This window comes from Pedobacter heparinus DSM 2366 (assembly GCF_000023825.1).
Taxonomy (GTDB): Bacteria; Bacteroidota; Bacteroidia; order Sphingobacteriales; family Sphingobacteriaceae; genus Pedobacter; species Pedobacter heparinus.
Genome location: NC_013061.1, coordinates 2,572,121 through 2,598,040, shown reverse-complemented (window position 1 = coordinate 2,598,040; position 25,920 = coordinate 2,572,121). Strand labels below are relative to the sequence as shown.

Genomic DNA, 25,920 nt, shown 5'->3' with positions numbered 1-25,920 from the left:
GAGATGCTGTTTAATGACAATTACAAAAGATTTTAAATGAAGACATATATATACTGGTTAAGCTTTAGCTGGCTGCTATTGAGCTGTTGCTTTGCACATGCACAGAACAGGATCGTTGAAGGCCTGGTTAAAGACAATACAGGTGCTTTGCCAGGGGCATCCATTACAGAAAAAGGAGTGGCCGCCAACGGCACTTCTACAGATGGAAACGGCAGGTTCCGACTTACTTTAAAGGGTTCGGGGAACATCTTACTGATCAGTTCCGTTGGTTATTTACCCCAGGAACTGAACCTGAACGGCAAAAGTAACGTGGTGGTAACGCTTGTTGCCGATGCCAAAGGCTTGTCGGAAGTGGTAGTAGTGGGCTATGGCACCCAAAAGAAGCTGACCGTTACGGGCTCGGTAAGCTCGGTTAAAGGGTCGGAACTCAGACAGAATCCTTCGGCCAGTTTGCAGAACACCCTGAGTGGCCGCCTGCCCGGTTTCTTTTCCCAGCAGCGATCGGGCATCCCCGGCAGTGATGGGGCTGCCTTTTACATCAGGGGGGTAAGCACCTTTTCCAATGGGGCAGGTGCCAACCAGCCACTGATCATTGTGGACGATGTGGAATCTACCTACGACCAGGTGGCCAGGATAGATGCCAACGAGATCGAAAGCATCTCTATCCTGAAGGATGCCTCTACAACCGCCGTTTACGGCATCAAAGGGGCTAACGGGGTAATGGTGATCACCACCAGAAGGGGGCAGGCCGGGCCGGCTAAGATCAGCCTGCGTACCGAGACCGGTTTTCAGCAGCCCACAAAAGTGCCTGAATACCTCAATTCCTACCGTACTGCACTGCTCAGGAACGAGGCCCTGGCCAATGATGGCCTGGCAGCAGAGTTCTCGGCTGCCGACCTGGAGCATTTCCGCCTCGGTGATGATCCTTACGGACATCCGGATATCAACTGGTATGAGACCCTGTTTAAGGATTTCAGCACCCAGTGGCGCAACAATCTCGACATTTCGGGGGGAACCGAGAACACCAGATACTTTGTTTCCCTGGGCAGCTTATGGCAGAACGGAATGCTGCGCAACTTTGGCGAAGCCTCAGATGTGAACAATGATTATTCTTATAAACGCTATAACTTCAGGAGCAACCTGGATGTGAACCTCACCAAAACCTTAAGCCTGCGCTTCGACCTCTCGGGCAATATCGGCAGGACCAATACCCCCAATGTACCGGGGCCCTTCAGCCGTAACGATGTGTTCTTTGAGGTCAGCAATTACCAGTTCCTGCCGCCCTATGTATATCCCATCTACAACCCCGATGGCAGCTATGGCTTCAGCAACAGGGTGCGCGACCGCATCAACAATGTGGTGGGCAGGCTTTCCCTGGATGGCTACCAGCGCAACTTTGAGAACAACCTGAACTTTGTGGCCAATGCGGTGCAAAAGCTGGATGTGCTTACCAAAGGACTGTCGGTAAAGGCCAACCTGTCCTATGCCAGCAGCCAGAGCTCATCCCGTAACCTGACCCGTGACCTGTTCCCTTCCTTTATTTACAACCCGGCCGATGACAGTTATACCCCAAGGGACGAGAGTGTGTTCCGCGTACAGAAGTACCGGCTGCAGTACGGGACGGGCAATATGCTCAGAAGGCTCAACACGCAGCTGATGCTCAACTACGACAGGAGCTTTGACCAGCACCATTTATACGGACTGGCCCTGTTTAACCAGATGACAGACATTGCACCCAATACCGATACCCAGTACGATTATGTGCCCTCCAACTCCAGGGGCTTTACCGCAAGGCTGGGCTATGATTACAAAAGCAGGTACCTTTTGGAGTTCAACATGGCCTATAATGGTACCGACCGGTTTGTGGGCAACAAGCGCTATGGCCTGTTCCCGGCCGTATCAGCAGGATGGAACGTGGCCTCGGAACCTTTTATGAAGGGACTGAAAGCTGTACAGCTGCTGAAGCTGCGCGGTAGTTATGGCATGGTGGGCAGTGATGTGGTATCGGGTGGCAAGTACCTGTACAAACAGAGTTACGACAGGGGCGGAACCACCTCTTTTGGCTATTCGCACAATGCCTACAGTGGTATTGTGGAAGGTACCCTGGGCAATGCCGATGTGAGCTGGGAAAAGGAGCGAAAGGCCAATATCGGTATAGACCTGCTGATGTGGGGTGGCAAGCTGGGGGCCACCATCGATTATTTTGACAATTACCGTTACGACATTTTAACGCCAAGGAACGGGGTATCCAGCATTTTCGGGCAGGCTTTGCCGGTAATGAACGTGGGAGAGGTGAGCAACAAGGGCTATGAAGTGGAACTGACCCATAACAACAGGATCAATGACAAGCTGAACTATACGATAAGGGGTAACATCTCGGTGGCCAGAAACAAGATCCTGTACCAGGATGAGGCCGAACCGGCCTTTCCATGGCTGCGACAGACCGGCCACAGCATCGGTTCCATTGCTGTATACACCTTTAACGGCTTTTACAGGGATGCTGCAGATGTGCAGGCCAATCCCGCACCAAACGGCATTGTACCCAAACCGGGTGACATGAAATATAAAGACCTGAACGGGGACGGGCTGATAGACAGCTACGACAAAAGCTATGTGGGCTACCCGAACCTGCCCGATACCAATTACGGACTGAGCCTGGGGCTGAACTACGGCGCTTTTAGCCTGAATGTATTGTTCCAGGGGGCAGCAAACTTCAACATCCGCGGAACGGCAGCAGCCATTGATGCCTTCCAGTCCAACCTGCAGCCTTTGCACGAGAAAAGGTGGACACCGGAAACTGCTGAAACTGCAGCTTACCCCAGGTTGTCCTCCATCATTGGCGGCCTGAACAGCTCTACCGATTATCCTTCTACCTACTGGCTGGTACCGGGTGATTACCTCAGGTTAAGATCGGCAGAACTCAGTTACAGTTTGCCCCAGGGTATGGTCAAAAGGTTAAGGATGCAGTCGGCCAGGATCTACACCAATGGCTACAACCTGATCACCTGGTCGAAGATCGATAAACGCTACCAGCTAGACCCCGAAGCCTCTTCCGGTGGAGACAAATACCCTTATCCGCCGCAAAGAATATACAATATTGGATTAATGCTCTCCTTTTAAATTAAAAAATCAGAATCATGAAAAAGATATGCTATTTACTGACCCTTCTTCTGGCCATATCGGCCTGTAAAAAATCGGGTGATTTTCTGGATAACAAAGATGATTCGGCATTTACAGAAGAAAGTGTATTTGCCGATAGTGCGCGTACCATGGATTTTCTGGCAAGGATTTATTCAGATATCCATGCCAGTTATTCCAAAAGCCGCTGGGACAGCAAGGGAAACCTGGAACAGACCTGCGATGAGGCGGAATACCGCAATATTGGTGGCACAGAAAAAACCATTGTTGTAGTTTATGCCACCTTTAATGCCAATAATGTTCCTTTTGCAGATGTATGGACTACCGGTTATGCCAACATCAGGCGGGCCAACATTTACCTGCAAAAAGCAGATGGATCACCTTTATCGGCCGCCCTTAAGGCAAGGACCAAGGCCGAAGCCCGCTTTTTAAGGGCCTGGTATTACTTTATGATGGTGAAAACTTTTGGTGGTATACCCATTATAGGTGATAAAGTATTTGAAGCCAGCGACGAAGTAAATGTACCTAGAAATACCTACGCAGAATCGGTAGACTACCTGATTAAGGAGCTAGACCAGATTGCAGCTGCCTTGCCACTGGTTGATGATTACCCGGAAAGGGATTATGGCAGGGTAACACGAGGTGCGGCATTGTCCTTAAAATCGAGGATACTGTTATATGCCGCCAGTCCGCTTTTTAATGGTGGGGCCATCACTTCAGACCCGGTAAAAGCAGCCCTGGTAAGTTATCCTGCGGCCAGCCTGAGTCGCTGGGCAGATGCTGCAAAAGCTGCAGAAGATGTGATCAACCTGAACCAATATGCGCTGATGAAAGACAACAGTACACCAGGTTTAGGTTTCAGCAAGGTATTTTTAACACGTGCCCCCAATCCCGAGTTCATCTTTGCCCAGCTAAAGCCGAACAATAAAGACCTTGAAAATTTCTACAATCCACCATCAAGAGGTGGCAACTGGTATTCATCGCCTACGCAGAACCTGGTGAACGATTTTGGGACGATCAATGGGAAACCGATTGCGACCGACCTGAAATCGCCATCCAACCCACAGGGTTATGATGCAGCAAACCCATACAGCAACCGTGATCCCCGCATGGGTTATACCGTTATTTACAATGGGGCCCTTTGGTTTAACAAGACTACCAACCGGAAAGACCCGGTATATACCTTTATAGGTGCGGGCGGTACCATGGACAGCATCTCTATCAAAACGCCGTATTCCGGTTCATCCACAGGATATTATTGCCGTAAAATGTGTGATGAAAATGTAAGCGCAAATGGTACAGCTACTACACAGAGAGGCTATGCCATGATCCGTTATGCAGAGATATTGCTGAATTATGCAGAGGCCATTAATGAAAGCGGGCAAACGAGTAAGGCTTATCCTAAACTTATTGAGATCCGAGACAGGGCAGGGATAAAAGCGGGTACTGATGGCTTGTACGGCTTAAAAGCGAACATGAGCCAGGAAGAGATGCGCGCGGTGATACAGAATGAGAGAAGGGTAGAGCTGGCTTTTGAAGAACACCGTTTCTGGGATGTGCGCCGCTGGAAGATTGCGGAGCAAACTGATAATGTGACCACCCAGGGCATAAAGATCACCAAATCGGGCAGTACTTATACCTATGCGCTTACACCTGTACGCAAGCACAATTTCAGGCCTGCCATGTATGTATTGCCTATCCCCCAGACAGAAATTTCGAAAATGCCCGCACTGATCCAAAATCCGGGATGGTAAAATTAAAAGATACACAGATGAAGAAAAATTGGAGCCTGACCGTAGCACTTTTCCTGATGATGGGCGTAGCAAAGCCCGATGCTTTTGCCGCCCGGCTACCTGCTCCGGACGCGGGGCAGCAACAAAGAAAATACCTGGTACAGACCTTAAGTAAAATTGCAGATCCGGTATTGAAGGTATTGAGCCAGAATAAATTAAAAGAGCTAATGCCTGTTGAGGCAAAAACAGAGGGCAGAAAAAATTATACTTACCTGGAGGCTTTTGGGCGTTTACTGGCGGGCATGGCCCCCTGGCTGGAACTGGGACCCGATAAAACAGAAGAGGGCCTGCTGCGAAAAAAATACATAGAACTGGCCAGAAAAGGAATCCACAATGCGACAGATCCCGAAGGGCCGGATTTTATGAATTTCAATAAAGGCGGGCAGCCGCTGGTTGATGCTGCTTTTTTTGCCCAGGCATTGCTGAGAGCACCCGGGCAGTTGTGGGAACCGCTGGACGAAAAAACCAGGGCCAATGTAATTGCTGCCTTAAAATCGTCTAGAGCCATTATCCCATCCTACAGCAACTGGCTAATGTTTAGTGCAACAATTGAAGCAGCCTTGTTAAAATTTGACAACTCGGGTGACAGGATGCGCATTGATTATGCACTGAAATCGCATATGCTGTGGTATAAGGGTGATGGTGCTTATGGTGACGGGCCTAATTTCCATTGGGATTATTACAACAGCTTTGTGATCCAGCCTATGCTGGTTGATGTATGCGCTGTTTTGGCCGGGCGAAAAAGTATAGATAAAAGAACATTTGACCTGGTAAACAACAGGGCAAACCGCTACGCAGAAGTGCAGGAAAGGTTGATTTCTCCGGAAGGGACTTATCCGCCCATCGGGCGTTCCCTGGCCTACAGGTTTGGTGCTTTCCAGAGCCTGGCACAGGCCGTATTGCGGAAAAACCTGCCAAAAGAGCTGTTGCCCCAGCAGGTAAGAGCTGCCTTGTATACCCTGATCAGGAGGCAGGTAGAAGCACCAGGCACCTTTGACGAGGCCGGATGGCTACGTATAGGGCTATATGGATATCAGCCCGGCGTTGGTGAAGAATATATTTCGACAGGAAGCTTATATTTATGCTCGCAAGCCTTTTTGATGTTGGGCTTACCGGCTGATGACCCTTTCTGGAAAGGGCCTGATGCCGACTGGACGGCAAAAAAGATCTGGAAAGGTCTGGATGTAACAACAGACCATGCCCGGGAGTAGTATTTTAGTAAATAATAAACACACAAATAAAAATTTCAATGAAAAGAAACCTGATTTTAAAAAGCCTGTTTGTACTGACCACAGTTTCCTTTGCGATAGGGGGATGTGGTGTCCGTAAAGCGAACCAAAACAGCAATGACCTTGCGCAAATTGTTGATAAAGACATTAAAGCTGCAGAAGAACAGTATAAATACTTTATGAAGCAGATCCCTGCAGATAAACTGCCACGTAGCCTGGATAAAAACGGGAAACTGGTGACCAGCAATTCTGAATGGTGGTGCAGCGGATTTTATCCGGGTACGCTCTTGTACCTGTATGAACTGGGCAAAGACCCGGTACTGTATACCGAGGCGCTAAACCGGTTAAAGCTTTTGGAAAAAGAACAGTTTAACAAAAGCACGCATGACCTGGGCTTTATGATGTACTGCAGTTTTGGAAATGCCAACCGTTTGAAACCATCAGCGGCCTATAAGCAGATCCTGATTAACAGTGCCCGTTCCCTGGCCAGTCGTTTTAACCCCAAAGTGGGCTGTATCCGTTCCTGGAACTCTAAAGACCCATCCGAATTTAAGGTGATCATTGACAATATGATGAACCTGGAACTGTTGTTCTGGGCAGCTAAAGAAACAGGTGACAAATCTTTTTACGACATAGCAGTTACGCATGCCAATACTACGATGAAAAATCATTTCAGGCCCGACTTCAGTTCCTATCACCTGGTGATATACGACAGCAATACCGGTGCCGTACGTAAAAAACAAACGGTGCAGGGCTATGCAGATGATTCTGCCTGGGCAAGGGGACAGGGCTGGGGCCTATATGGTTATACAGTGATGTACCGGGAAACTAAAGACACCAGGTACCTGGAACTGGCCAAAAAGATAGCTGGCTTTATACTTGACAACCCTAAGCTGCCTGCAGATAAAATTCCATACTGGGATTTCAATGCACCGAATATTCCGGATGCTTCGAGAGATGCCTCTGCCGGTTCGCTGATTGCATCGGCTTTGCTGGAACTGGCCGGCTATACTGATAAAGCACTGGCTGATCAATACGTTTCGGCCGCTGAACTCATGATCCGTTCACTGTCAAAACCTCCTTATCAGTCTTTATACGGAGAAAACAGCGGTTTTCTGCTAACCAAAAGTGTAGGTCACCTGCCTGGGAAATCTGAAGTGGATGTGCCGCTTACCTATGCAGATTATTATTATGCGGAGGCCTTACTGCGTTATAAAAAACTACAGAAATAATGAAAAGAAGAATAGGAAGCTGGTTGTTTATGGCTACATCCTGCTGCATGCTGGCCACCTTAAGCGGATATACCGCTGCAGATGAGGGTAAAAATGAATTACCGGATACCTTAAAAGGGATGTTTAAAAACCCGATAGCAGCGGGGGCAGATCCCTGGGTAATTAAATCGGGAAAATATTATTATACCTGCCTGAGCAACGGGAACGTGGACAGTAAAGGGATTTCGGTTTGCAGATCACTGAAACTTACGGAGCCCGGCAGCAAAATAACAGTATGGACAGCCCCGGATACCGGCTGGAATTCGACCCAGATCTGGGCTCCTGAACTGCATCACATGAACAACAGGTGGTATATTTATTATGCCGCGGGCAGAAAAAAGGGAGCGCCGTATATCCATCAGCGCTCTGGTGTACTGGAATCGGTTTCTGATGATCCGCAGGGACAATATATAGACCGGGGATTATTACAGACAGGTGTAGATAAGAATGATCCGAGTGGTACGATATGGGCAATTGATGTAAATGTAGCCAGTATAAAGGGCAAACTCTATGCAGTATGGTCAGGATGGGAAAAAAATATGGATACAGATAAAACATCGCAGCAGCTTTATATTGCAGAGATGAGCAATCCCTGGACGATCAGTTCAAAACGGGTTAAACTATCGGGCCCCGACCAGCCATGGGAACAGGGAGGCCCTTTGAACCTGAACGAAGGCCCCGAGTTTTTACTGCATAAGGGACAGGTTTTTATCATTTACTCTACCCGTGAATCCTGGACACCTGAATACAGACTTGGACAGCTCCGTTTAAAGGATCCGGCCAGATCACTCCTGGATGCTGCCAACTGGCTGAAATCCGGTCCTGTATTTCAGGGTACCCAGACAGTTCATGGCACGGGGCATGCGAGTTTTACCACTTCGCCAGACGGGAAGGAATGGTGGATGATTTACCATACCAAGCGTAGCACAAAGCCGGGCTGGGAACGTGATATCATGATGCAAAAGTTTAAATGGGACAAAGATGGCAACCCGGATTTTGGAAAACCGGAGCCAGCAGGCAAACTGTTGAAAAAGCCTTCGGGAGAAGAGGGGGGATAAAAAGAAACGGGGATAGGTCCTAAGACTTACCCCCGTTAAATTAACGCTCTCAGGACAAATGTACGTATTAATTTGAATAATGCAAATAAATATGAATTTTTATGCAAAAAGCCGGATTGCTCCGGCTTTTTGTACTGATTGTATTCATAGGGATCTAACATCCTTCAGGTTATTGAACAACCTTACCGTCTTTATCTATTTTAAGAGAACCGGTTTCGGCTTCTTTTTTAACGTTGATCAGATAGTATGAGGTTTTATCGGCATTGGTTACTAAAAATGCTTCCGTTGGTGTCCATGCTTTAACCGGCTCTGACTGCAGTGTTTTTTGAACTGCTTCCGGAAGGTCTTTCAGCTCAACCGGGGTTTTGGTAGTACTGTCCTGATAAGCCACAACCGGTACGTTGTTTTTTACTTCAGTTGCTTTTACTGTGGTTAATCCTGCTAATGCTAAAAAGGCTGCTGATAAAATGATCTTTTTCATAACTTATTTTTTCAATTAATAATTCTTGTTAATTATATCTGGTATAGGTTTCATAATGATGCCAGAAATGAGAAAAAACATTTAACTATCTAATTAATAACATATTATGAATTTTATATAGATTTTTAATTGTAGACTTCTTCTACACTTTGCTGCGTATAGCCGCTAATTCAGAAGGGATATAACATGCCAAAAAAAAACGGGGACCAACCGGACCCCGTTTTTTTATTTTACACTAAACCTGTTTATTGGTTCATGTCACGCTGCACTTTTCTTGCAGTGCTTTTTCCGGGTAAATAAATCTGGAAACCAACACCAACACCCAGGTTATGGGCATAAACACTTGAACCAAAACCAACAACACCATTGTATTTGAGCAAAGCTTCCAACCCGATAGTAGGAGTTACAAAATAAGTAAAACCCGGGCCAAAACTAAAGCCCAATCCATTAGTACTGCCACCGCCGGAAGGATTATATCCTTGTATCCCTACAGTAGCTTCGCCAAAAAACCTTGAGCTTTTAACCAATTCGTTGGCACCTGTTTCACCATAATATCTACCCAGGGCACTTACTCCATAGCTAAAATCTGTTCCCGATCCTTTTTGTGTGGCCAGTCCGAGGTTTACCTCACCACCAAATGCAAGTCCGTCCTGCACAAACCAGGCAGCTTTAGGGCTAACATTAAAGGTGAAGGCATTCGGTTTATCTAAACCAAAACTGATGTTGGAGAGATTGGCCCCCATCATTACATTTCCTTTTTGGATCTGTGCATTTGCTCCAAATGCTACAGTACCTCCAAGAATAAGTGTAAAAAATAACTTTTTCATAAGACGTTGATTTAACATTTTTTATAGATGATGAAACTACGATCAGTTTCTGATACATAAATTAACAATTTTCTTTCCTTTTTTGTTTATAAGAATTTATTTCGAGACATTTACGATCGTAAATTACATTGTTTATCAAAGTCTTAAATAGACGGTTGTACGCCTTTAAATTGGAAAAGCAGTAGTTGGAATGGAGATATCATTAAGTGATCAAATGAACGATAAGCCTAACTACTTCATAGAAAAAATATGGAATATGTTGGGAATAAATGCAACTGACGAGATTAAATGGGGGATCATTGGCTGTGGTGACGTTACTGAAGTCAAAAGCGGGCCTGCATTTAACAAGGTGCTCCATTCCTCACTGGTAGCAGTGATGCGCAGAGACGGCACAAAAGCCATGGATTATGCAAAAAGGCATGGAGTGCCCAGGTGGTACAACGATGCAGCTGCACTCATTAACGATCCTGAAGTAAATGCTGTTTATATAGCTACACCCCCTTTGCAACATGAAGAATATACTTTAATGGCATTGGCAGCAGGAAAACCGGTTTATGTAGAAAAGCCGATGACCATGAATGCTGAAGCTGCACTGAGAATGAAAGCTGCTGCCGAGCAGCATCAGGTTAAACTGAGCGTAGCACATTACCGGCGCGAGCAACCCATGTTTTTAAAGATCAAATCGCTGATAGATGAAAAAGTTATCGGCGACGTGAGTATTGTTCAGCTCCAGTTGTTCCAGCCGCATCAATCAGACCTGATTGCAAGTTCTGCTACCAACTGGCGGCTTGATCCTGCCGTTTCGGGAGGTGGCCTGTTCCATGACCTGGCCCCGCACCAGCTGGACCTGATGGTTTATTTTTTTGGGGAAGTATTGAAATCTTCAGGGATTTCTTTAAACCAGGCCGGCTTATATGCTGCTGACGATGTTGTTAGCGGACAGATCCTGTTTAAAAATGGGGTATTGTTTAACGGTACATGGTGTTTCACAGCCGCTGAAAAACTGGATGTATGCGAAATTATTGGCAGCAAAGGAAAAATAAGTTTTCCGATGTTTGGCCATAAGGTAACCTTAAGCAAACAGGGTGAGGAAGAGGATTTTATATTTGATCCTTTGGCCCATGTACAGCAACCCATGATAGAACAGGTAGTGAAATACTTCCTGGGCAGAACCGATAATCCCTGTTCGGCCGATGAGGCATTGTTATCGATGCAATTAATTGATAGCTTTACCAGTCATGAAAAAATCTCCTAGCGGACAAAAAAAACCAGGTATTTTCAGTTTGCTAAAACCCTATAAAGGGCTGATCGTTTTATTGCTTCTTTTTGCATTACTGAGCAATGGGGTAAATCTTTTGCTGCCTAAAATTGTGGCCAATGGAATAGATGCTTATACGAATGGAACTTTTGATCTCAATTCCATTCTGATTAAATTTTCTGTAGCGATCCTGTTTGTTTTTCTTTTTACCTTCCTGCAGAGCATTATTCAAACTTATGCTTCGGAAAAAGTAGCCAGAGACCTCCGGACAAAGCTTGCCGATCAGATTTCCAGACAAAGCAATATTTATATAGAACAGGCCAATCCTTCAAAACTGCTTACCAACCTAACTGCTGATGTGGATTCTATCAAAATGTTTATATCACAGGCCATTGTTTCCATCACTTCATCCATTTTTATCATAATAGGGGCAACGATCTTATTGCTGACCATTAACTGGAAGCTTGCCCTGGCCATTATCGCTATCATACCCATCATTGGGGTCACTTTTTTTCTTGTCATCAAAAAAGTAAGTGTACTTTTTAAACAGAGCAGGGAAGTGATAGACTGGCTGAATAAGGTGATTAATGAAAGTATACTGGGGGCTGCCCTGATCCGTGTGATCAACTCACAGCAGCTGGAGTATGTTAAATTTCTATCTGCAAATACCAGGGCCCGGGATTTGGGCCTTTCTATATTAAACCTTTTTGCTGGTTTGATACCCCTGATCATATTTGTTGCCAATTTAGCAGGATTAACCATTTTGTTATTGGGTGGCCATTATGTTATAAACAACAGCATGACATTGGGCGATTTTGCTGCATTTAACAGTTATCTGGCCCTGCTTATTTTCCCGATTATTGTAATTGGCTTTATGAGTAATGTAATTGCACAGGCTACTGCGTCATACGGTCGCATTGCCCATGTGCTGAACCAGGCAAATACAGCGGATACCGGTAAACTTACCAATACTTTAAAGGGTAATGTGGAAATGAAGGGAATCCATGTATTTTACGGGCAAAAGCCTGTATTGAAGGACATTTCCTTTCAGTTGCAGGCAGGATCAAAAACTGCAATTATTGGACCTACCGCTGCCGGAAAAACACAATTACTTTATTTGCTTACAGGGCTGATTAAACCGGATAGTGGTGAAATTTTATTTGACGGCCATGCGGTTGACCAATATGTAAGGGAATCTTTTCACAACCAGATCGGGTTTGTTTTTCAGGACAGCATTATTTTTAACATGAGCATTCGTGAAAACATTGCATTTAACGATATGGTTACTGACGCAGCGCTGGAAAAAGCTATAGAAACTGCTGAACTGAAGGATTTTATAGATGCCCTGCCGGAAAAACTAAGTACAGTAATAGCCGAAAGGGGCAGCAACCTTTCAGGTGGACAGAAACAAAGGATCATGCTGGCCAGGGCACTTGCCTTAAACCCCAAAGTATTGCTGCTGGACGATTTTACAGCAAGGGTAGATACCCATACAGAGCAGCGTATTTTAGCAAATGTGCAGCGCAATTATCCCGGATTGACCTTACTCTCAGTTACACAAAAAATAGCAGCTGTAGAAAATTATGATCAGGTTATATTGTTGATGCAGGGTGAAATTATTGCTCAGGGTAGCCATGCCACACTTATGAAAAGCAGTCCCGAATACGTTCAGATTTATAACTCACAACAAAGCACCAGCAATTATGAACTACAATCTTAACCAGATTAGCGGTAAGGAAGAAAAGAAATCTACATTTGCAGTGCTCAAAAAGTTGTTACAGCTGATTTCGGATGAGCGCCGCAATCTTTTGTTTGCTTTTGTAGCGATCGTGATCAATTCGACACTGTTGTTGTTGTCTCCACTGATTATTGGCCATACCATAGATACATATATCAGTACCAAACAATATGAGGGGGTGCTGCTGTACTCGTGTTTGCTGTTTGTTATGTTCCTGGTTACCCTGGCAACGGGCTATCTGCAAACCAAATTGATGGGGGGAGTGGGGCAGCGGACGCTTTATGCGCTTAGAAATGCAATTTTCAGTAAGCTACAGGAGTTACCGGTATCTTTCTTCAGTCAGAATAAAGCAGGAGATCTGATCTCGAGGGTGAATAACGATACAGATAAACTTAACCAGTTCTTTTCCCAGTCACTGATGCAGTTTCTGAGCAGCATCTTTACCATGCTGGGCTCGGGCATTTTTTTGTTGCTGATTAATTTTAAGCTGGGGGCGGCTACACTTACACCGGCTATGTTTATATTGCTATTTACCGCATTGGTATCTGCCTGGGTAAAAAGTAAAAATGCGCTGAACCTGAAAAGTGTAGGTAATTTAAGTGCAGGCATACAGGAAAGTTTAAACAATTTTAAAGTGATCATTGCATTTAACCGCCGGGATTACTTCAGAAAACGTTTTGATGAGACCAATCAGCAAAATTACAGGACAGCCATTGGGGCGGGGATAGCAAATACCATTTTTATACCCGTATTTGGGTTGTTTTCCAGCCTTGCGCAATTGGTGGTATTGATATATGGCATCCATCTGATTGCAATAGGTGAATTTACTATCGGTCTGCTGATCAGCTATCTGTCTTATGCCGTTAATTTCTATAACCCGCTACGTCAGCTGGCCGCATTATGGAGCAGTTTCCAGGTGGCTTTGGCGGCCTGGGACAGGATTTCCCAGATCTTATCGCTTGAAAATGACCTGCAGGTAATTACGGACAGCACTGAAAAAACCTCAGATGCACTGTTGAGCTTCAGAAATGTTCATTTTTCGTATGCCGGTAGTCAGGAAATACTGCACAATATCAGTTTCGAGCTTCAAAAAGGTAAGACCTATGCTTTTATCGGGCCAACCGGTGGTGGTAAAACCACTACAGCGTCATTGATGGCCCGTTTATACGATACCACTAAAGGGACAGTGCTGTTAAACGGAAAGGACATCCGATCATATACTGCCGCAGAACGCAGCAATAAGATCGGCTTCATTTTACAGGAACCATTTCTTTTTACGGGCACGGTAAAAGATAATATCTTATATAGCAACAAAGCTTATGCGGATTATAGCAATGCGCAGCTTGAACAGGTGATCAAGGAAGCTCATCTGGAGGGTATCCTTGCTTTATTTGACAAAGGGCTGGAAACAGAAATTGCTTCCAATTCTGACAGCATTAGTCTGGGCCAAAAACAGCTGATTGCTTTTATGAGAGCAGTATTGCGAAACCCGGAATTACTTATTCTTGATGAAGCCACTGCAAACATAGATACGGTTACGGAGCAATTGCTAAGTGATATTCTGAAGAAACTACCAAAAGAAACCACCCTGGTGATCATTGCACACCGCTTAAACACTATAGAAAATGCAGATGAAATCTATTTTGTGAATTCAGGTGAGGTGATTAAAGCAGGTACGCTTGCCCATGCCATAGACATGCTGTTGAAAGGCAAACGAAGTAGTTAACAGCGGGGGTATTAATGTCCGCTGGTTTCTTTCTTTTTCCTGAATGTAAGATAAAATGCGGTTACAATGATGATTGCCGATAAAGTGACTAAGCTGATTAAAGTTGCCATATAATTAGGTTTTAATGATTACCTCGCTACAAATATAACTTATATCAGATAAATTTTATAGAAGGGCCTGTTTTATTAAATTATTCATTATGAAACAGATATATAAAAAAGACAGCGAATTGTTAATTTGTTAATAAAATTATCACAAATCCAAACTACATATTTGCTAAATTGTTATAGGTAATAGTTGCAAGACATCCTGACAAAAAAGTCCTGTGAGTGGGTGATCCGCGTAGGGCAGGCACAGCATACAACAACCCAACAAAAGCCCTATGTTAAGCATAGGGCTTTTGTATGCATAAGCATTTGTTCAAAATATGTATCTTCATGGCTTAACACCATTAAGCCATGACTACAATAACCTCTTTAAAATATTACCTGATAGTTGTTCTGACTATATGCACTACTTTTTCTGGCCTTGCCCAGGTAAAAACTGCTGAAGCAGAAGCTGAATTAAAAAGCATCATGAAAAAGCTGGAAGTTGTAGGACTTTCTGTAGCAGTGGTAAAAAAAGGGGAACTGATATACAGCAACTCCTTTGGGCTAAAAGATATAGAGAAAAATACACTGCTTGAAAACAGGGATATCTTTAGGATCGCTTCGATCTCAAAATCATTTTCTGCAACTTCTATTCTACAGTTTGTGGATGCCGGAAAGGTATCATTAGATGATGACTTTAGTAACCTTGTTGGTTTTAAAGTCAGAAACCCAAAATATCCGAATACGGTAATTACCCTGAAAATGGTCATGTCCCATACCTCGAGCATCAACGACAGCGAAGGTTATTTTAACCTGGATGCGATTAACCCGGAAAAAAATGTGAACTGGGCAAAATGTTATAACAACTATGAACCCGGAAAAGGATACAGATATTGTAACCTGAACTACAACATGGTTGGGGCTGTAATAGAAAAACTTTCTGGTGAGCGTTTCGATCAGTATGTGAAACACCATATTTTAGACCGCCTGGGTTTATATGGCGGGTATTGTGTAGACTCGCTGGATGCCAGCCGTTTTGCCACCTTGTATGAATATGATGCTGCAGCCCGGAAATTCAATGCAGCACCTTTGGCTTATGCCCCGAGGAGTGAGGACATCAGGAATTATATAATGGGGTACAGCACCCCCATATTTTCTCCGACAGGAGGAATGAAAATTTCGGCGACGGACCTGGCAAAATACATGACCATGCACATGAACCTTGGAAAATATAAAGGAGGCAGGATCATCTCAAAAAAGAGTGCTAAAATTATGCAGACCAAAGTATCTGATGAGGAAGGTTATGGTTTGGCCATATTGACTACAGCAGATATGATACCCGGCAAAGTTATGAAGGGGCATACAGGTTCTGCTTATGGCCTGTATAGTGCTATGTTTTTTCAGCCTGATGAAAAATTTGGAATTGTGGTGATCACCAATGGCTGTAATCCTACCTATACCAGGGGTTTTAACGATGTATTAAGGGCAACAGTGAGCAGCTTGTATAACAGTTTTATCAAATAATTTTATTTTCAAAATAAATTACCCAGCCTGGTAAAATTGCATTTTGCTCAACAAATCATTATAAATGCTGTTGATATAAGAAACAATAGCTATAATGTATGACTGAGAGACACACCTACCAAACGGGAATTATTGGAAATTGCGCTTATCTTGCCCACATCAATAAAAATACAAATGTAGACTGGCTTTGCTGGCCAAGGTTTGACAGCAGCTTTGTATTTGGGGGCTTGCTGGATAAAGAAAAAGGCGGGGAATTTTCCGTATTACCAGCTGGTGAGTATATATCGCGGCAGTATTATCTGGAAAATACCAATGTCATTTGTACCGAAATAAGCAATCCGGAAGGAAAATACAGGGTGATGGACTTTGCCCCCCGTTTTTATCAGTTTGAACGGTATTATAAACCCCTGATGCTGATCAGAAAAATAGAGCCCCTGGAAGGTAATCCCAGGATAAGGGTGAGATGTAAGCCGGTATATGAATATGGGCGTAAAAAACAAAAGGGCAGCAGGGGCAGCAACCACATTGAATTTAATGGGGATGATGAGGATATGCAACTGAGCACCAATATTTCATTAAGCTATATTGAAGATGAGAAATATTTTGCTTTGAATGAGCCCAAATACCTGATACTGACTTACGGGCATGAACTGGATGCACCCATTATCAGCACTGCAGAGCGCTTTTTAAGGGAAACCATTAAATACTGGCGGACCTGGATCAAACATTCTACGATTGCCGGTTTTTACCAGTCGTATGTCATCCGTTCAGCTTTGACCTTAAAAATTCATCAGTATGAGGATACAGGGGCCATTATTGCAGCCAGTACAACCAGCTTACCGGAATCGGATGGGAGCGGCAGGAACTGGGACTACCGCTATTGCTGGATGCGCGACACTTATTATGTGATCACTTCATTAAATCACATTGGCCACTTTGAAGAGATGGAGCGGTATTTCAATTACATTACAGATATTTCTTTCAGGGATGATGAACGATACCAGCCTTTGTTTGGCATTGCCGGAGAAAGGGTACTTACCGAGCGAAAACTGGGGCATCTGAAGGGCTATATGGGCAACAAGCCAATCCGCGTAGGTAACCAGGCTTATGAACATATACAAAATGATATTTATGGACAGGTTCTGGTTTCTATGCTGCCTTTATACACAGATCACCGTTTTATTTATTCTGAAAGAAAGGATTCTGAAAAATGGCTGGATTATCTGCTGAAAAAGATAGAACGTACAATTGATGAGAAAGATGCAGGGATATGGGAATTCAGAAACATTGCCAATACCCATTGTTATACCAATCTGTTTCAATGGGCTGGTGCCAATGCAGCCTTAAAAATGGCCAGAACAATAGGGAATAAATTGTATGAAGAACGTGCACAGATATTAATTGATAAAGCCGCCAGGCACATAGAGGACTGTTATGATCCGGTACGTAAGGTTTACAACCATGCTGTAGGCAGTCCGTATCTGGATGCCAGTACCCTGCAACTCATATTAATGAATTATTTAGATCCTTTATCACAAAAAGCCAAAGATCATCTGATTGCCCTGGAGCAGGAACTAAAGGCCGAAAACGGACTGTTCTACAGGTATTTACATAAGGATGATTTTGGCCGGCCTAAAACCACCTTTCTAATCTGTGCGTTCTGGTATGTGGAGGCCCTGGCCTGTGTTGGGCGCCTGGATGATGCCATCAAGGAGTTTGAATCTATCATTAAATATGCCAACCACCTGTTGTTGTTTAGTGAGGATGTTGATGAAAATGACGGCAGTCAGTGGGGCAATTTTCCGCAGGCTTACAGTCATGTTGGCCTGATGAATGCCGCGCACAGGATTGCGATAAAACTGGACAGACCTGTGTTTCTTTAACACAGGTCTTTAAGCAGTTCTCTTACTTCTTTATAATCTTTGAGGTAATACCGGGCCGCTGAAATGTTACTGCCCACTTTAATGGTATATGCTTCGGGCGCTAAAGCTTTAAAGATATCTTCGTCCGTATGGTCATCACCAAGTGCCAGTATAAAATCGGGATCGTTATCATAAAGCCAGTTTTGTGCTGCTTTACCTTTGTTTACTTCAATATTTTTAAATTCTATAACCTTGTTTCCGGGCATCATCTGCAGTCCTTTATCGGCAATAACCATCCGCAAATGATTGATGATCTCATTGGCCCTTAATTCGCCCAAACCTTCCTCGGCCTTACGGTAATGCCAAACCAGCGAATAACTTTTTTCTTCGATAAAAGAACCAGGGGTGCGGTCGGTATAGATATCCAGTACAGTTCTGATCTCCTGTTTCCATTTATCGGTAAGCAGGGGCAGGGCCTTCCATTCTGCATCCCTGTATTTCTGCCATGCGCCGTGTTCGGCAATCATATCCAGATTTAAATGTCCGAACCATTGCTGTAAGGTCTGATAACGGCGTCCACTGATCAGTATTACGCGGTTTGCAGGGTCAAGGATCAGCTTGTTTAAAATTGAATACAATTCCTCATCAGGTGAGGCCTGATCAATATCACCTTTAAAACCCACCAGGGTACCATCATAATCCAGAAAAATATACCGGTCTTTTGCCTTTTTATAGTCTGCCGCAATTTGTGCCCTTACTGCTGCTACTGCATGTTTGGTATGTAAAGATTCCTGCATCGATTTTACTTCATTAAGTTTATCCATAAAGTTTTTGACCCAAAGATGGATGTTAAACTTGTTTACAATGGCACGCATACTTTTTATTCTTTTATGCTGCTCTTCAGGCGACATGTTTATGGCCTGCACAATAGCCTCCATAATGTTGCCAATGTCATTTGGGTTTACAATTAGGGCCTCATTTAGTTCTTTTGAGGCACCGGCCATTTCACTTAATATCAGTACGCCATCCCCGTTGCTTCTTGAAGCCACATATTCTTTACTAACCAGGTTCATCCCGTCGCGCATGGGTGTTACGAGGCAGATATCAGCCGTACTGTAAATGGCCGAAAGAAATTCGACAGAGAATGACCTGTAAAAATAATGTACGGGTACCCAGTTGATGGTCCGGAAACGGGCATTTATATTTCCTACAAGCTGATCTATCTGATCTTTTAATTCTTTATACCTGGGTACTGTATCCCTTGAAGGCACAACAATCATGTAAAGTGCAAGTTTACCGATATATTCAGGATGTAGTTGTAACAGCAGTTCAAAAGCCTGTAAACGTTGCAATATACCCTTACTGTAATCCAGTCTGTCAATAGTAAGTATGGTCTTTACATTTTTCAGACTGGCTTTAAATGAGCTGGTATACCGGGCTACTTTTTCCGTTCTGGTCAGCTTATCAAATTTTTCTGCATCTATACCCATTGGAAAAGCCTCTACTACTACCTGTCGGTTCTTATAGATAAGTATATTGTCCGACAGGTTACTGGAAGAAAGTCTGGATGCCGCACTTAAAAAGTGTCTGGCATCATCAAAAGTATGAAAGCCCAGCAGATCAGCGCCCAGCATTCCCGCAATCAATTGTTCCCTCCAGGGGATGAGCCGGAAAATTTCAAACGAAGGAAAAGGAATGTGCTGAAAAAAGCCTATGGTAACTTCCTGCTGCTCCGACCTTATGAGACAAGGCAGCAGGAGCAGCTGGTAATCGTGAATCCATATGATATCGTCGCTGTTAAGGTGATTTAAAGTAACCGCCTTAAATTTCTCATTTACAGTTTTGTAGGAATCCCAATAAGCCTGTTCAAAATTTGCGTAAGTAACCAGATAATGGAATACCGGCCAGAGTACTTCATTTGAAAAGCCTTCGTAATATAGACTGATCTCTTCATTACTTAAGAAAACAGGTATAAGATTTAAACCGGCTAGTTTCTCGGTGACTTCAGCCTGCCGGTGCTCAGGGATTTCTATGCCCGGCCAGCCAATCCAGATGTTGTTATTTCTTTTATACACAGAACCTAAACCAGTGGCCAGGCCGCCTTCACTCGGGCTAAGTATATATTCCCCGTTTTCTTCTGTAATTTTAACCGGTAAGCGATTGGATACAATTATTGTTTTACTATTTGTTATCATTATTACTTAAAACAACGATCAAATGCGTAATTTGTTTGAATTTATCGGTTTTTGAGTTAAAACCAGTGAGTCTTAGGGGCTTTCAATCCTCAAAGGGTTTTTAGTTTTTTTTAATATTGTAGTACATGTTAACAAAAAATATCTCATTTTTGAATTACAATTAAACTATGGCAATAAATAACTTAAGTAAAGACCTGGCTCCAATTACCTCAAATACGATGGCTGATATTGTTGAGGTCAGGCTAAGAGAATACCTGAAAAAGAAATCTTTTCGTCCTGGTGATGCCTTGCCCAAAGAACTGGAATTAGCTGAGGCCCTGGATGTAAGCAGAAATGTGCTTCGTGAAGCATTGAGCAGGTTGAGGATGCTGGGCATGATAGAGACCAAGAAAAAGCGGGGGATGATACTGGCAAGGCCAGATATACTGGGTACCTTTGAACGTGTACTGGATCCGCTGATTATTGATACAGAGACCTTACAGGATATTTTTGAACTGAGACTGGTTTTGGAAATCGGGCTGGCAGATCTGATCTATATCAGAAAAACAGATAAAGATATTGCAGAATTGGAAAGCATTGCAAAGAAAGAGGTAAACCATGATAATTCTTTCCGGATTAAGAATGAGATTGCTTTTCATGGAAAGCTTTATGAAATGTCGGGCAATGACACGCTTAAAAGGTTCCAGATCATGCTGCTTCCGATTTTTGATTATGTAGTTACACTTGAAAAGAAACCTACGATGGGAAAAGTAAACCATCTTGACCTGGTACAGATTTTAAAAACAGGAACAAAAGATGATTTCAAAAAAGGAATGGAAGCACATCTTAAACCTCACTTTGACAGGCTGAAATAAATTTATAATATTTAATAGCTTTAAAAAAAAGCCTGTAGTTGTTAGCTACGGGCTTTTTTATTGCCTTCTTTTTTTAAACGTTTTTTACAAGATAAAAATATTTGGATATATAGAAAATACTTCCCACATTTGATATGTACTACATAACTACTATTTAGTAACCAAATATAATCCTATGTATCACTTCAAGAAATTAAGTGTTAGCAGAAACAAGGTTTCAATTCTTTGCTATCTGAGTTTTATTTTATGTATGATAACGGGCTGTGCTAAAAGTCCGGAAGCCTTGTCTTCTTTTGAAAATCAAAATATCAGAAAAGAAGAACAGGTAACTGTTGCCGCCCTGGCAGCCCCGGTATATTCCAGCATAGTACTATTTAACGGCGGCAATGAAAGTATCTACCATTCTTTCCGCATTCCATCTATTATCAAGACCAATAACGGTACGCTCGTAGCCTTTGCAGAGGGTAGAAGATGGAGCCCCAGCGACTACGGTGACATTAATATTGTCTTTAAAAGGTCTACAAATAATGGCAGCACCTGGTCGGCACTGGGTGAAGTTGTGGGAAGTGGGGCTGGTACCTGGGGTAATCCTACAGCTGTTTACGATGCGGGGCAGGGTACAAATGGCCGTATATGGTTGTTTATGGAATGGAATGACCAATATAAAATGCAATGGTCGGATTTCCAGGCCTGGGGAGACCGCAGGATACATACTTCATATAGTGACGATCATGGGGCTACCTGGTCTGTACCGGTAGACCGGACAGCAACACTTACACCTCCCGGCTATAAATGGGACTGTGTGGGTCCTGGTATTGGCATACAAACCAATTACAATACCCCGGGCCGGCTGGTAGTTCCGGCATTGGGCAGAAATATTTACAGCGATAACCATGGTGCTACCTGGCAATATCAGCTCATTCCCGGAGGCACCGATGAAAGTACAATAGTAGAACTGATGGACGGGACTTTGATGCGCAACGACAGGCCGGGTACTACAGAATGGAATGCGTCCAAAACAAGAAGAAAATCTGTAGGCTCAATCGGTGCTGGATTTCCGGCATTTACAACAGTTGCAGCCTTGCCCGACCCCAAGTGTGAAGGTTCTGTTTTACGCTATAATACCGATTTGCCGAATAGAAGAATCATATTTCTTAATCCCAATGGTACAGGTCAACGCTGCAACATGACAGCCAGGATCAGCTATGATGACGGACTTACCTGGCCAAAGAGCAGGGCGCTTTACAGTGCCGCCAATTGTAATTACCAAACTACAACGGTGGTACATGGTGGATATTCCAGCATGGTAAAAACCGCAGATTATTGCGTGGGTGCTTTAATTGAATACAATGAGAATGTAAGTGACAGTGAAAGTAATAAATCCATAGAATTCAACAAGTTCAATCTGGCCTGGATATTAAACGGCAGTACAGAACCATAAGCTGTTTGTACATATTACAGCAATATAACCATAAACCAAATATTAAAATTAAACCTGTTATGAAGAAAAAGACCTTTATTTTTCTGTCCATGCTGTGCTGTCTTTTTGTTGCGACAAAGGTTACAGGCCAAAACGCTGGCCTGCTGATCTCGGGAAAGGTAAGCTCCGGAACGGACAAAGAAACACTACCGGGTGTGAGTATAAAGCTGAAGGGAACTACCATGGGTACTTCTACTGATGTAAACGGCAAATATTTCATCAAACTGCCATCCGGTGATGGCGTACTGATATTTTCTTATATCGGCCACAGAACAAAAGAAATAGCTGTAAATGGCCAGGCCAGGCTTGACGTGGTACTGGAACCGGATGTGAGTACAATGGATGAGGTTTTAATTGTGGGTTATACACAACAGTCGAGGAGCAAGACCACTGCAGCCATTTCCAAACTCTCGCCGGATGAACTTAAAAATACGGCAAACCCTAATCCTGTCCAGGCTTTACAGGGCAAAATTGCAGGTGTTTCAGTACCGGTTACCACCGGGCAGCCGGGTGTTGGGGCTACGAACATCATCATCAGGGGCGGTACCAAGCCCAATGCTTACGGATCCGGACTGGGCAACAATAACGGCAGCTCTACAGGTGCTTCTGACGCCAATAGTCCGTTAGTAGTAGTAGACGGGGTATTCAGATCAATGAATGATGTGAACCCCGATAATATAGAATCCATGCAGGTAATGAAAGATGCCGCATCTACGGCTATTTATGGGGCCAGGGGTGCAAACGGTGTCATCGTTATTAAAACAAAAAGTGGAAATGCCAATGGTAAGATGAGCATTTCGCTTAACCACCGTACCACCTGGGAAACACAGGCCCGTGATTATGACTACCTGAACGCAGAAGAATACCTTCGGCTGGCACGTACCACGGTCAAAAATACAGCCGATGCACTGGACAAAAATAATCTGCTCAACAATGGTGGTTTTTCGGCCGGAACAAAGGTTTACACCGCCAAAGGACAGTATGGAAAGAACATCAACCTGACTGCCTTATATGACAACATTGTCTCGGTTGAAGGACAGGCGTATGTAGACAACCTATTGTCTAAAGGCTGGAAAGTAATGGACGATCCCATCAATCCGGGTACAAGGTTATTGTATGCCGATAACAACTACCAGGACATGCTATGGAATACGGGTTTGAGCAACAATGAAAATCTGGGTATTAGTGGGGGGAGTGAAAAATCTGACTATAATTTATCGATGAGCTATACCAATCAGGCAGGGGTATTTGTAGGCACCAAATATAAACGCTATGATGCCCTTGGAAATTTCGGTTTTAAAGCAGCAGATAATTTCAGGCTGGATGTGATGCTCAATTATCAGAACGTGATGCCCAATTATGTTGATGCCTATCAGAATGATCTGGTAAGGGCAGTAAGGATAACTCCATTGATCCGTACTTTTAAAGATGACGGCAACCCTATGCCCGGTGAATTGTATACCGTTCGTAACCGCTTTCACACTTTAAAATATGACGATACGCGAACCTCAACCGAACGGCTGGTATCGAGGGTTGCGGGCGACCTGACCATTATAAAAGGGTTGCATTTTAAACCGTCATTTTCTTATCTGATAGATGATTACAAGGAACTGTTTATGAGAAAAGGTACTCCTGCCGATGAGATACAGCCTGCTACCCAACGTCAGAAAACGGATTATACAAGAAACTCCAGACAACTGATGATCGATCAGGTATTACAGTATGATTTCAGTTTGCAAAATGCGCATAATTTTATGGTGCTGGCAGGTGTTAACTATACCAGAAATACCAATCATATTGCCAGTCTTGGTTCTCAAAGAGGTTCCAATGATTATATCTATACCATAGACGAACCCTCTACAACCATTGTTAATGGCGTAGTAGTTACCAATGTGACCAATTTTGGTACTTCGATAGGCGAAACAAGGTCTGCCAGTGCATTCGGACAATTCAATTACGATTATAAAGCTAAATATTTACTGACCGGCTCTTTAAGGTATGATGGTTTTTCTAACTTCACCCCGGAAAATAAATATGCCTTTTTTCCTTCTGTTTCTGTAGGATGGAACATTCATAAAGAAGAGTTCTGGAATTTAAAGGCAGTAAATGCCTTAAAACTAAGGGCCAGCTGGGGTACTGCAGGACTTAGCGACCTGAGTATCACGGATACTTATGGCGGATATACTACATCAAGCTATGCCTTAGGTTCTGGTATCTTAAGAGCCAATCTGGCCAATCCCAACCTGAAATGGGAATCCACTGCAACAACAGACCTGGCTTTTGACGCTTCTTTCTTTAACAGCCGCATTAACCTGACAGTAGATTATTATAATAAACTGACCAAAGACAGGCTAGACTCTAAACCATTACCTTCTGAATCTCCTTTTGCCTCTATTACATTTAACAATGGTGAACTACGGAACCGTGGTGTTGAGATAGAACTGGGCGCTGCAATTGTTAAAACCAGGGATTTTAACTGGAATACCAATTTATCCTTTTCTTACAACCAGCAGTTGATCACCAAACTACCCGCAAACGGCCGTTTGAAGAACAGACAGGGAGGAGACCTGGTGTTCGATCCGGCATCAAATGCATTGGTAGAGAGGGGTGGTTTTGCAGAGGGGGAAAGACCCTTTCCGATTTATGCTTACCGGGTAACAGGGGTTTTTGCCACTGATGCTGAGGCTGCAGCCTGGAATGCCAAAGTGAAAGACAACCTGGCTTCACCGCAAGGTATAGCTGTAGGAAAACGTGGTGGAGATTTCATTTTTGATGATGTAAACGGCGATGGTGTAATCGACACCAAAGACCAGGTATTTATGGGCTACAGAAACCCCAATAAAATGGGTGGGATGCAAAATACATTTAAGTACAAAAACCTGAGCCTCAGGTTTACCATGGATTATGCATTGGGACATCTGATCAGTAATGGTGCCCTGGCACGCTCACTGGGACAGGGAAGGGCTTTTAATGAAGGAGCTCCTGCTATTGCAATCGGCCCCGATATCTGGCAGAACCAGGGCGACACAGATAAAAAATACGCACGTTTTTCTTTTGCAGACTTCGATTTTGGACAACGCAATTATCTGCGCAACGGAACACTTGGAAATAACAACGGTTACAATTCCGATGTATCGGCCATGTTTTCAAAGGGCGACTTTCTCGCTTTCAGGGAAATTTCAATTGCTTATGATATCCCTAAAAAAATACTCAATAAAATACGCGCATCCGGCTTAAATATTTTTGCAACGATATATAATTTGGGTTATTTAACCGCTTATGAAGGCTTAAACCCTGAAGTATATACAGGTTTTGATCCGGGTGGGTATCCAAGACCAAGACAATTTTTATTGGGTGCCACATTAAAGTTCTGATCAAACTTGCAAATCAGTTTTTA

Annotated in this window: 16 protein-coding genes; 13 read left to right on the top strand and 3 right to left on the bottom strand. The window is 43.7% G+C overall.

The window, feature by feature from the left end:
• The first annotated feature begins 36 nt into the window (after positions 1–36).
• Genes PHEP_RS11115 through PHEP_RS11095 form a run of 5 tightly spaced genes read left to right on the top strand, consistent with a single transcriptional unit; the run spans position 37 to position 8,489 of the window.
• A complete protein-coding gene (locus PHEP_RS11115) occupies positions 37–3,120 on the top strand; it encodes a SusC/RagA family TonB-linked outer membrane protein (RefSeq protein WP_015808058.1) in 3,084 nt (1,027 codons plus the stop codon).
• Positions 3,121–3,137: 17 nt separating this feature from the next.
• Positions 3,138–4,892 (top strand): RagB/SusD family nutrient uptake outer membrane protein, encoded by a 1,755-nt coding sequence (locus PHEP_RS11110; protein ID WP_015808057.1) that lies wholly within the window; start codon positions 3,138–3,140, stop codon positions 4,890–4,892.
• Positions 4,893–4,909: 17 nt separating this feature from the next.
• Positions 4,910–6,142: a DUF2264 domain-containing protein gene (locus PHEP_RS11105; RefSeq protein WP_036674490.1), complete on the top strand. Its 1,233-nt coding sequence runs from the start codon at positions 4,910–4,912 to the stop codon at positions 6,140–6,142.
• 38 nt (positions 6,143–6,180) lie between these two features.
• Complete coding sequence (locus PHEP_RS11100) at positions 6,181–7,392, top strand: glycoside hydrolase family 88 protein (protein ID WP_015808055.1); 1,212 nt, start codon at positions 6,181–6,183, stop codon at positions 7,390–7,392.
• Positions 7,392–8,489: a glycoside hydrolase family 43 protein gene (locus PHEP_RS11095; RefSeq protein ID WP_036674028.1), complete on the top strand. Its 1,098-nt coding sequence runs from the start codon at positions 7,392–7,394 to the stop codon at positions 8,487–8,489. The genes PHEP_RS11100 and PHEP_RS11095 overlap by 1 nt, the downstream gene beginning before the upstream one ends.
• 169 nt (positions 8,490–8,658) lie before the next feature.
• Here PHEP_RS11095 and PHEP_RS11090 read toward each other — a convergent pair whose 3' ends face one another.
• Both PHEP_RS11090 and PHEP_RS11085 read right to left on the bottom strand, forming a co-directional pair.
• Positions 8,659–8,970 (bottom strand): hypothetical protein, encoded by a 312-nt coding sequence (locus PHEP_RS11090; protein WP_015808053.1) that lies wholly within the window; start codon positions 8,968–8,970, stop codon positions 8,659–8,661.
• Between the two features lie 245 nt (positions 8,971–9,215).
• Positions 9,216–9,797 (bottom strand): porin family protein, encoded by a 582-nt coding sequence (locus tag PHEP_RS11085; RefSeq protein ID WP_036674026.1) that lies wholly within the window; start codon positions 9,795–9,797, stop codon positions 9,216–9,218.
• A 190-nt stretch (positions 9,798–9,987) separates the two neighbouring features.
• Here PHEP_RS11085 and PHEP_RS11080 point away from each other — a divergent pair, with 190 nt between their 5' ends.
• The 5 genes from PHEP_RS11080 (at position 9,988) to PHEP_RS11060 (ending at position 18,015) form a co-directional block, all read left to right on the top strand.
• Positions 9,988–11,052, top strand: a complete 1,065-nt coding sequence (locus PHEP_RS11080; protein ID WP_015808051.1) for a Gfo/Idh/MocA family protein — start codon at positions 9,988–9,990, stop codon at positions 11,050–11,052.
• Positions 11,036–12,775, top strand: a complete 1,740-nt coding sequence (locus PHEP_RS11075; protein WP_015808050.1) for an ABC transporter ATP-binding protein — start codon at positions 11,036–11,038, stop codon at positions 12,773–12,775. Before PHEP_RS11080 ends, PHEP_RS11075 begins: the two co-directional genes overlap by 17 nt.
• Positions 12,759–14,519, top strand: coding sequence for an ABC transporter ATP-binding protein (locus PHEP_RS11070; RefSeq protein WP_015808049.1), 1,761 nt, complete (start codon positions 12,759–12,761; stop codon positions 14,517–14,519). The genes PHEP_RS11075 and PHEP_RS11070 overlap by 17 nt, the downstream gene beginning before the upstream one ends.
• A gap of 458 nt (positions 14,520–14,977) precedes the next feature.
• Positions 14,978–16,132, top strand: coding sequence for a serine hydrolase domain-containing protein (locus PHEP_RS11065; RefSeq protein WP_015808048.1), 1,155 nt, complete (start codon positions 14,978–14,980; stop codon positions 16,130–16,132).
• A 98-nt stretch (positions 16,133–16,230) separates the two neighbouring features.
• Positions 16,231–18,015: a glycoside hydrolase family 15 protein gene (locus PHEP_RS11060; protein WP_015808047.1), complete on the top strand. Its 1,785-nt coding sequence runs from the start codon at positions 16,231–16,233 to the stop codon at positions 18,013–18,015.
• Here the strand turns inward: PHEP_RS11060 and PHEP_RS11055 are convergent.
• The gene (locus PHEP_RS11055; protein WP_015808046.1) at positions 18,012–20,189 is read right to left on the bottom strand and encodes a bifunctional alpha,alpha-trehalose-phosphate synthase (UDP-forming)/trehalose-phosphatase; all 2,178 of its coding nucleotides are present in this window, start codon (positions 20,187–20,189) and stop codon (positions 18,012–18,014) included. The two genes, PHEP_RS11060 and PHEP_RS11055, sit on opposite strands and share 4 nt — an antisense overlap.
• 167 nt (positions 20,190–20,356) lie before the next feature.
• Here PHEP_RS11055 and PHEP_RS11050 point away from each other — a divergent pair, with 167 nt between their 5' ends.
• The 3 genes from PHEP_RS11050 to PHEP_RS11040 all read left to right on the top strand — a co-directional run bounded on the left by PHEP_RS11050 (position 20,357) and on the right by PHEP_RS11040 (position 25,897).
• Positions 20,357–21,043 (top strand): FadR/GntR family transcriptional regulator, encoded by a 687-nt coding sequence (locus tag PHEP_RS11050; RefSeq protein ID WP_015808045.1) that lies wholly within the window; start codon positions 20,357–20,359, stop codon positions 21,041–21,043.
• A gap of 250 nt (positions 21,044–21,293) precedes the next feature.
• Entirely contained in the window at positions 21,294–22,484 is a 1,191-nt protein-coding gene (locus PHEP_RS11045) for a sialidase family protein (protein ID WP_143715729.1), read from the top strand.
• A gap of 59 nt (positions 22,485–22,543) precedes the next feature.
• Positions 22,544–25,897: a SusC/RagA family TonB-linked outer membrane protein gene (locus PHEP_RS11040; protein WP_015808043.1), complete on the top strand. Its 3,354-nt coding sequence runs from the start codon at positions 22,544–22,546 to the stop codon at positions 25,895–25,897.
• Positions 25,898–25,920: the final 23 nt, after the last annotated feature.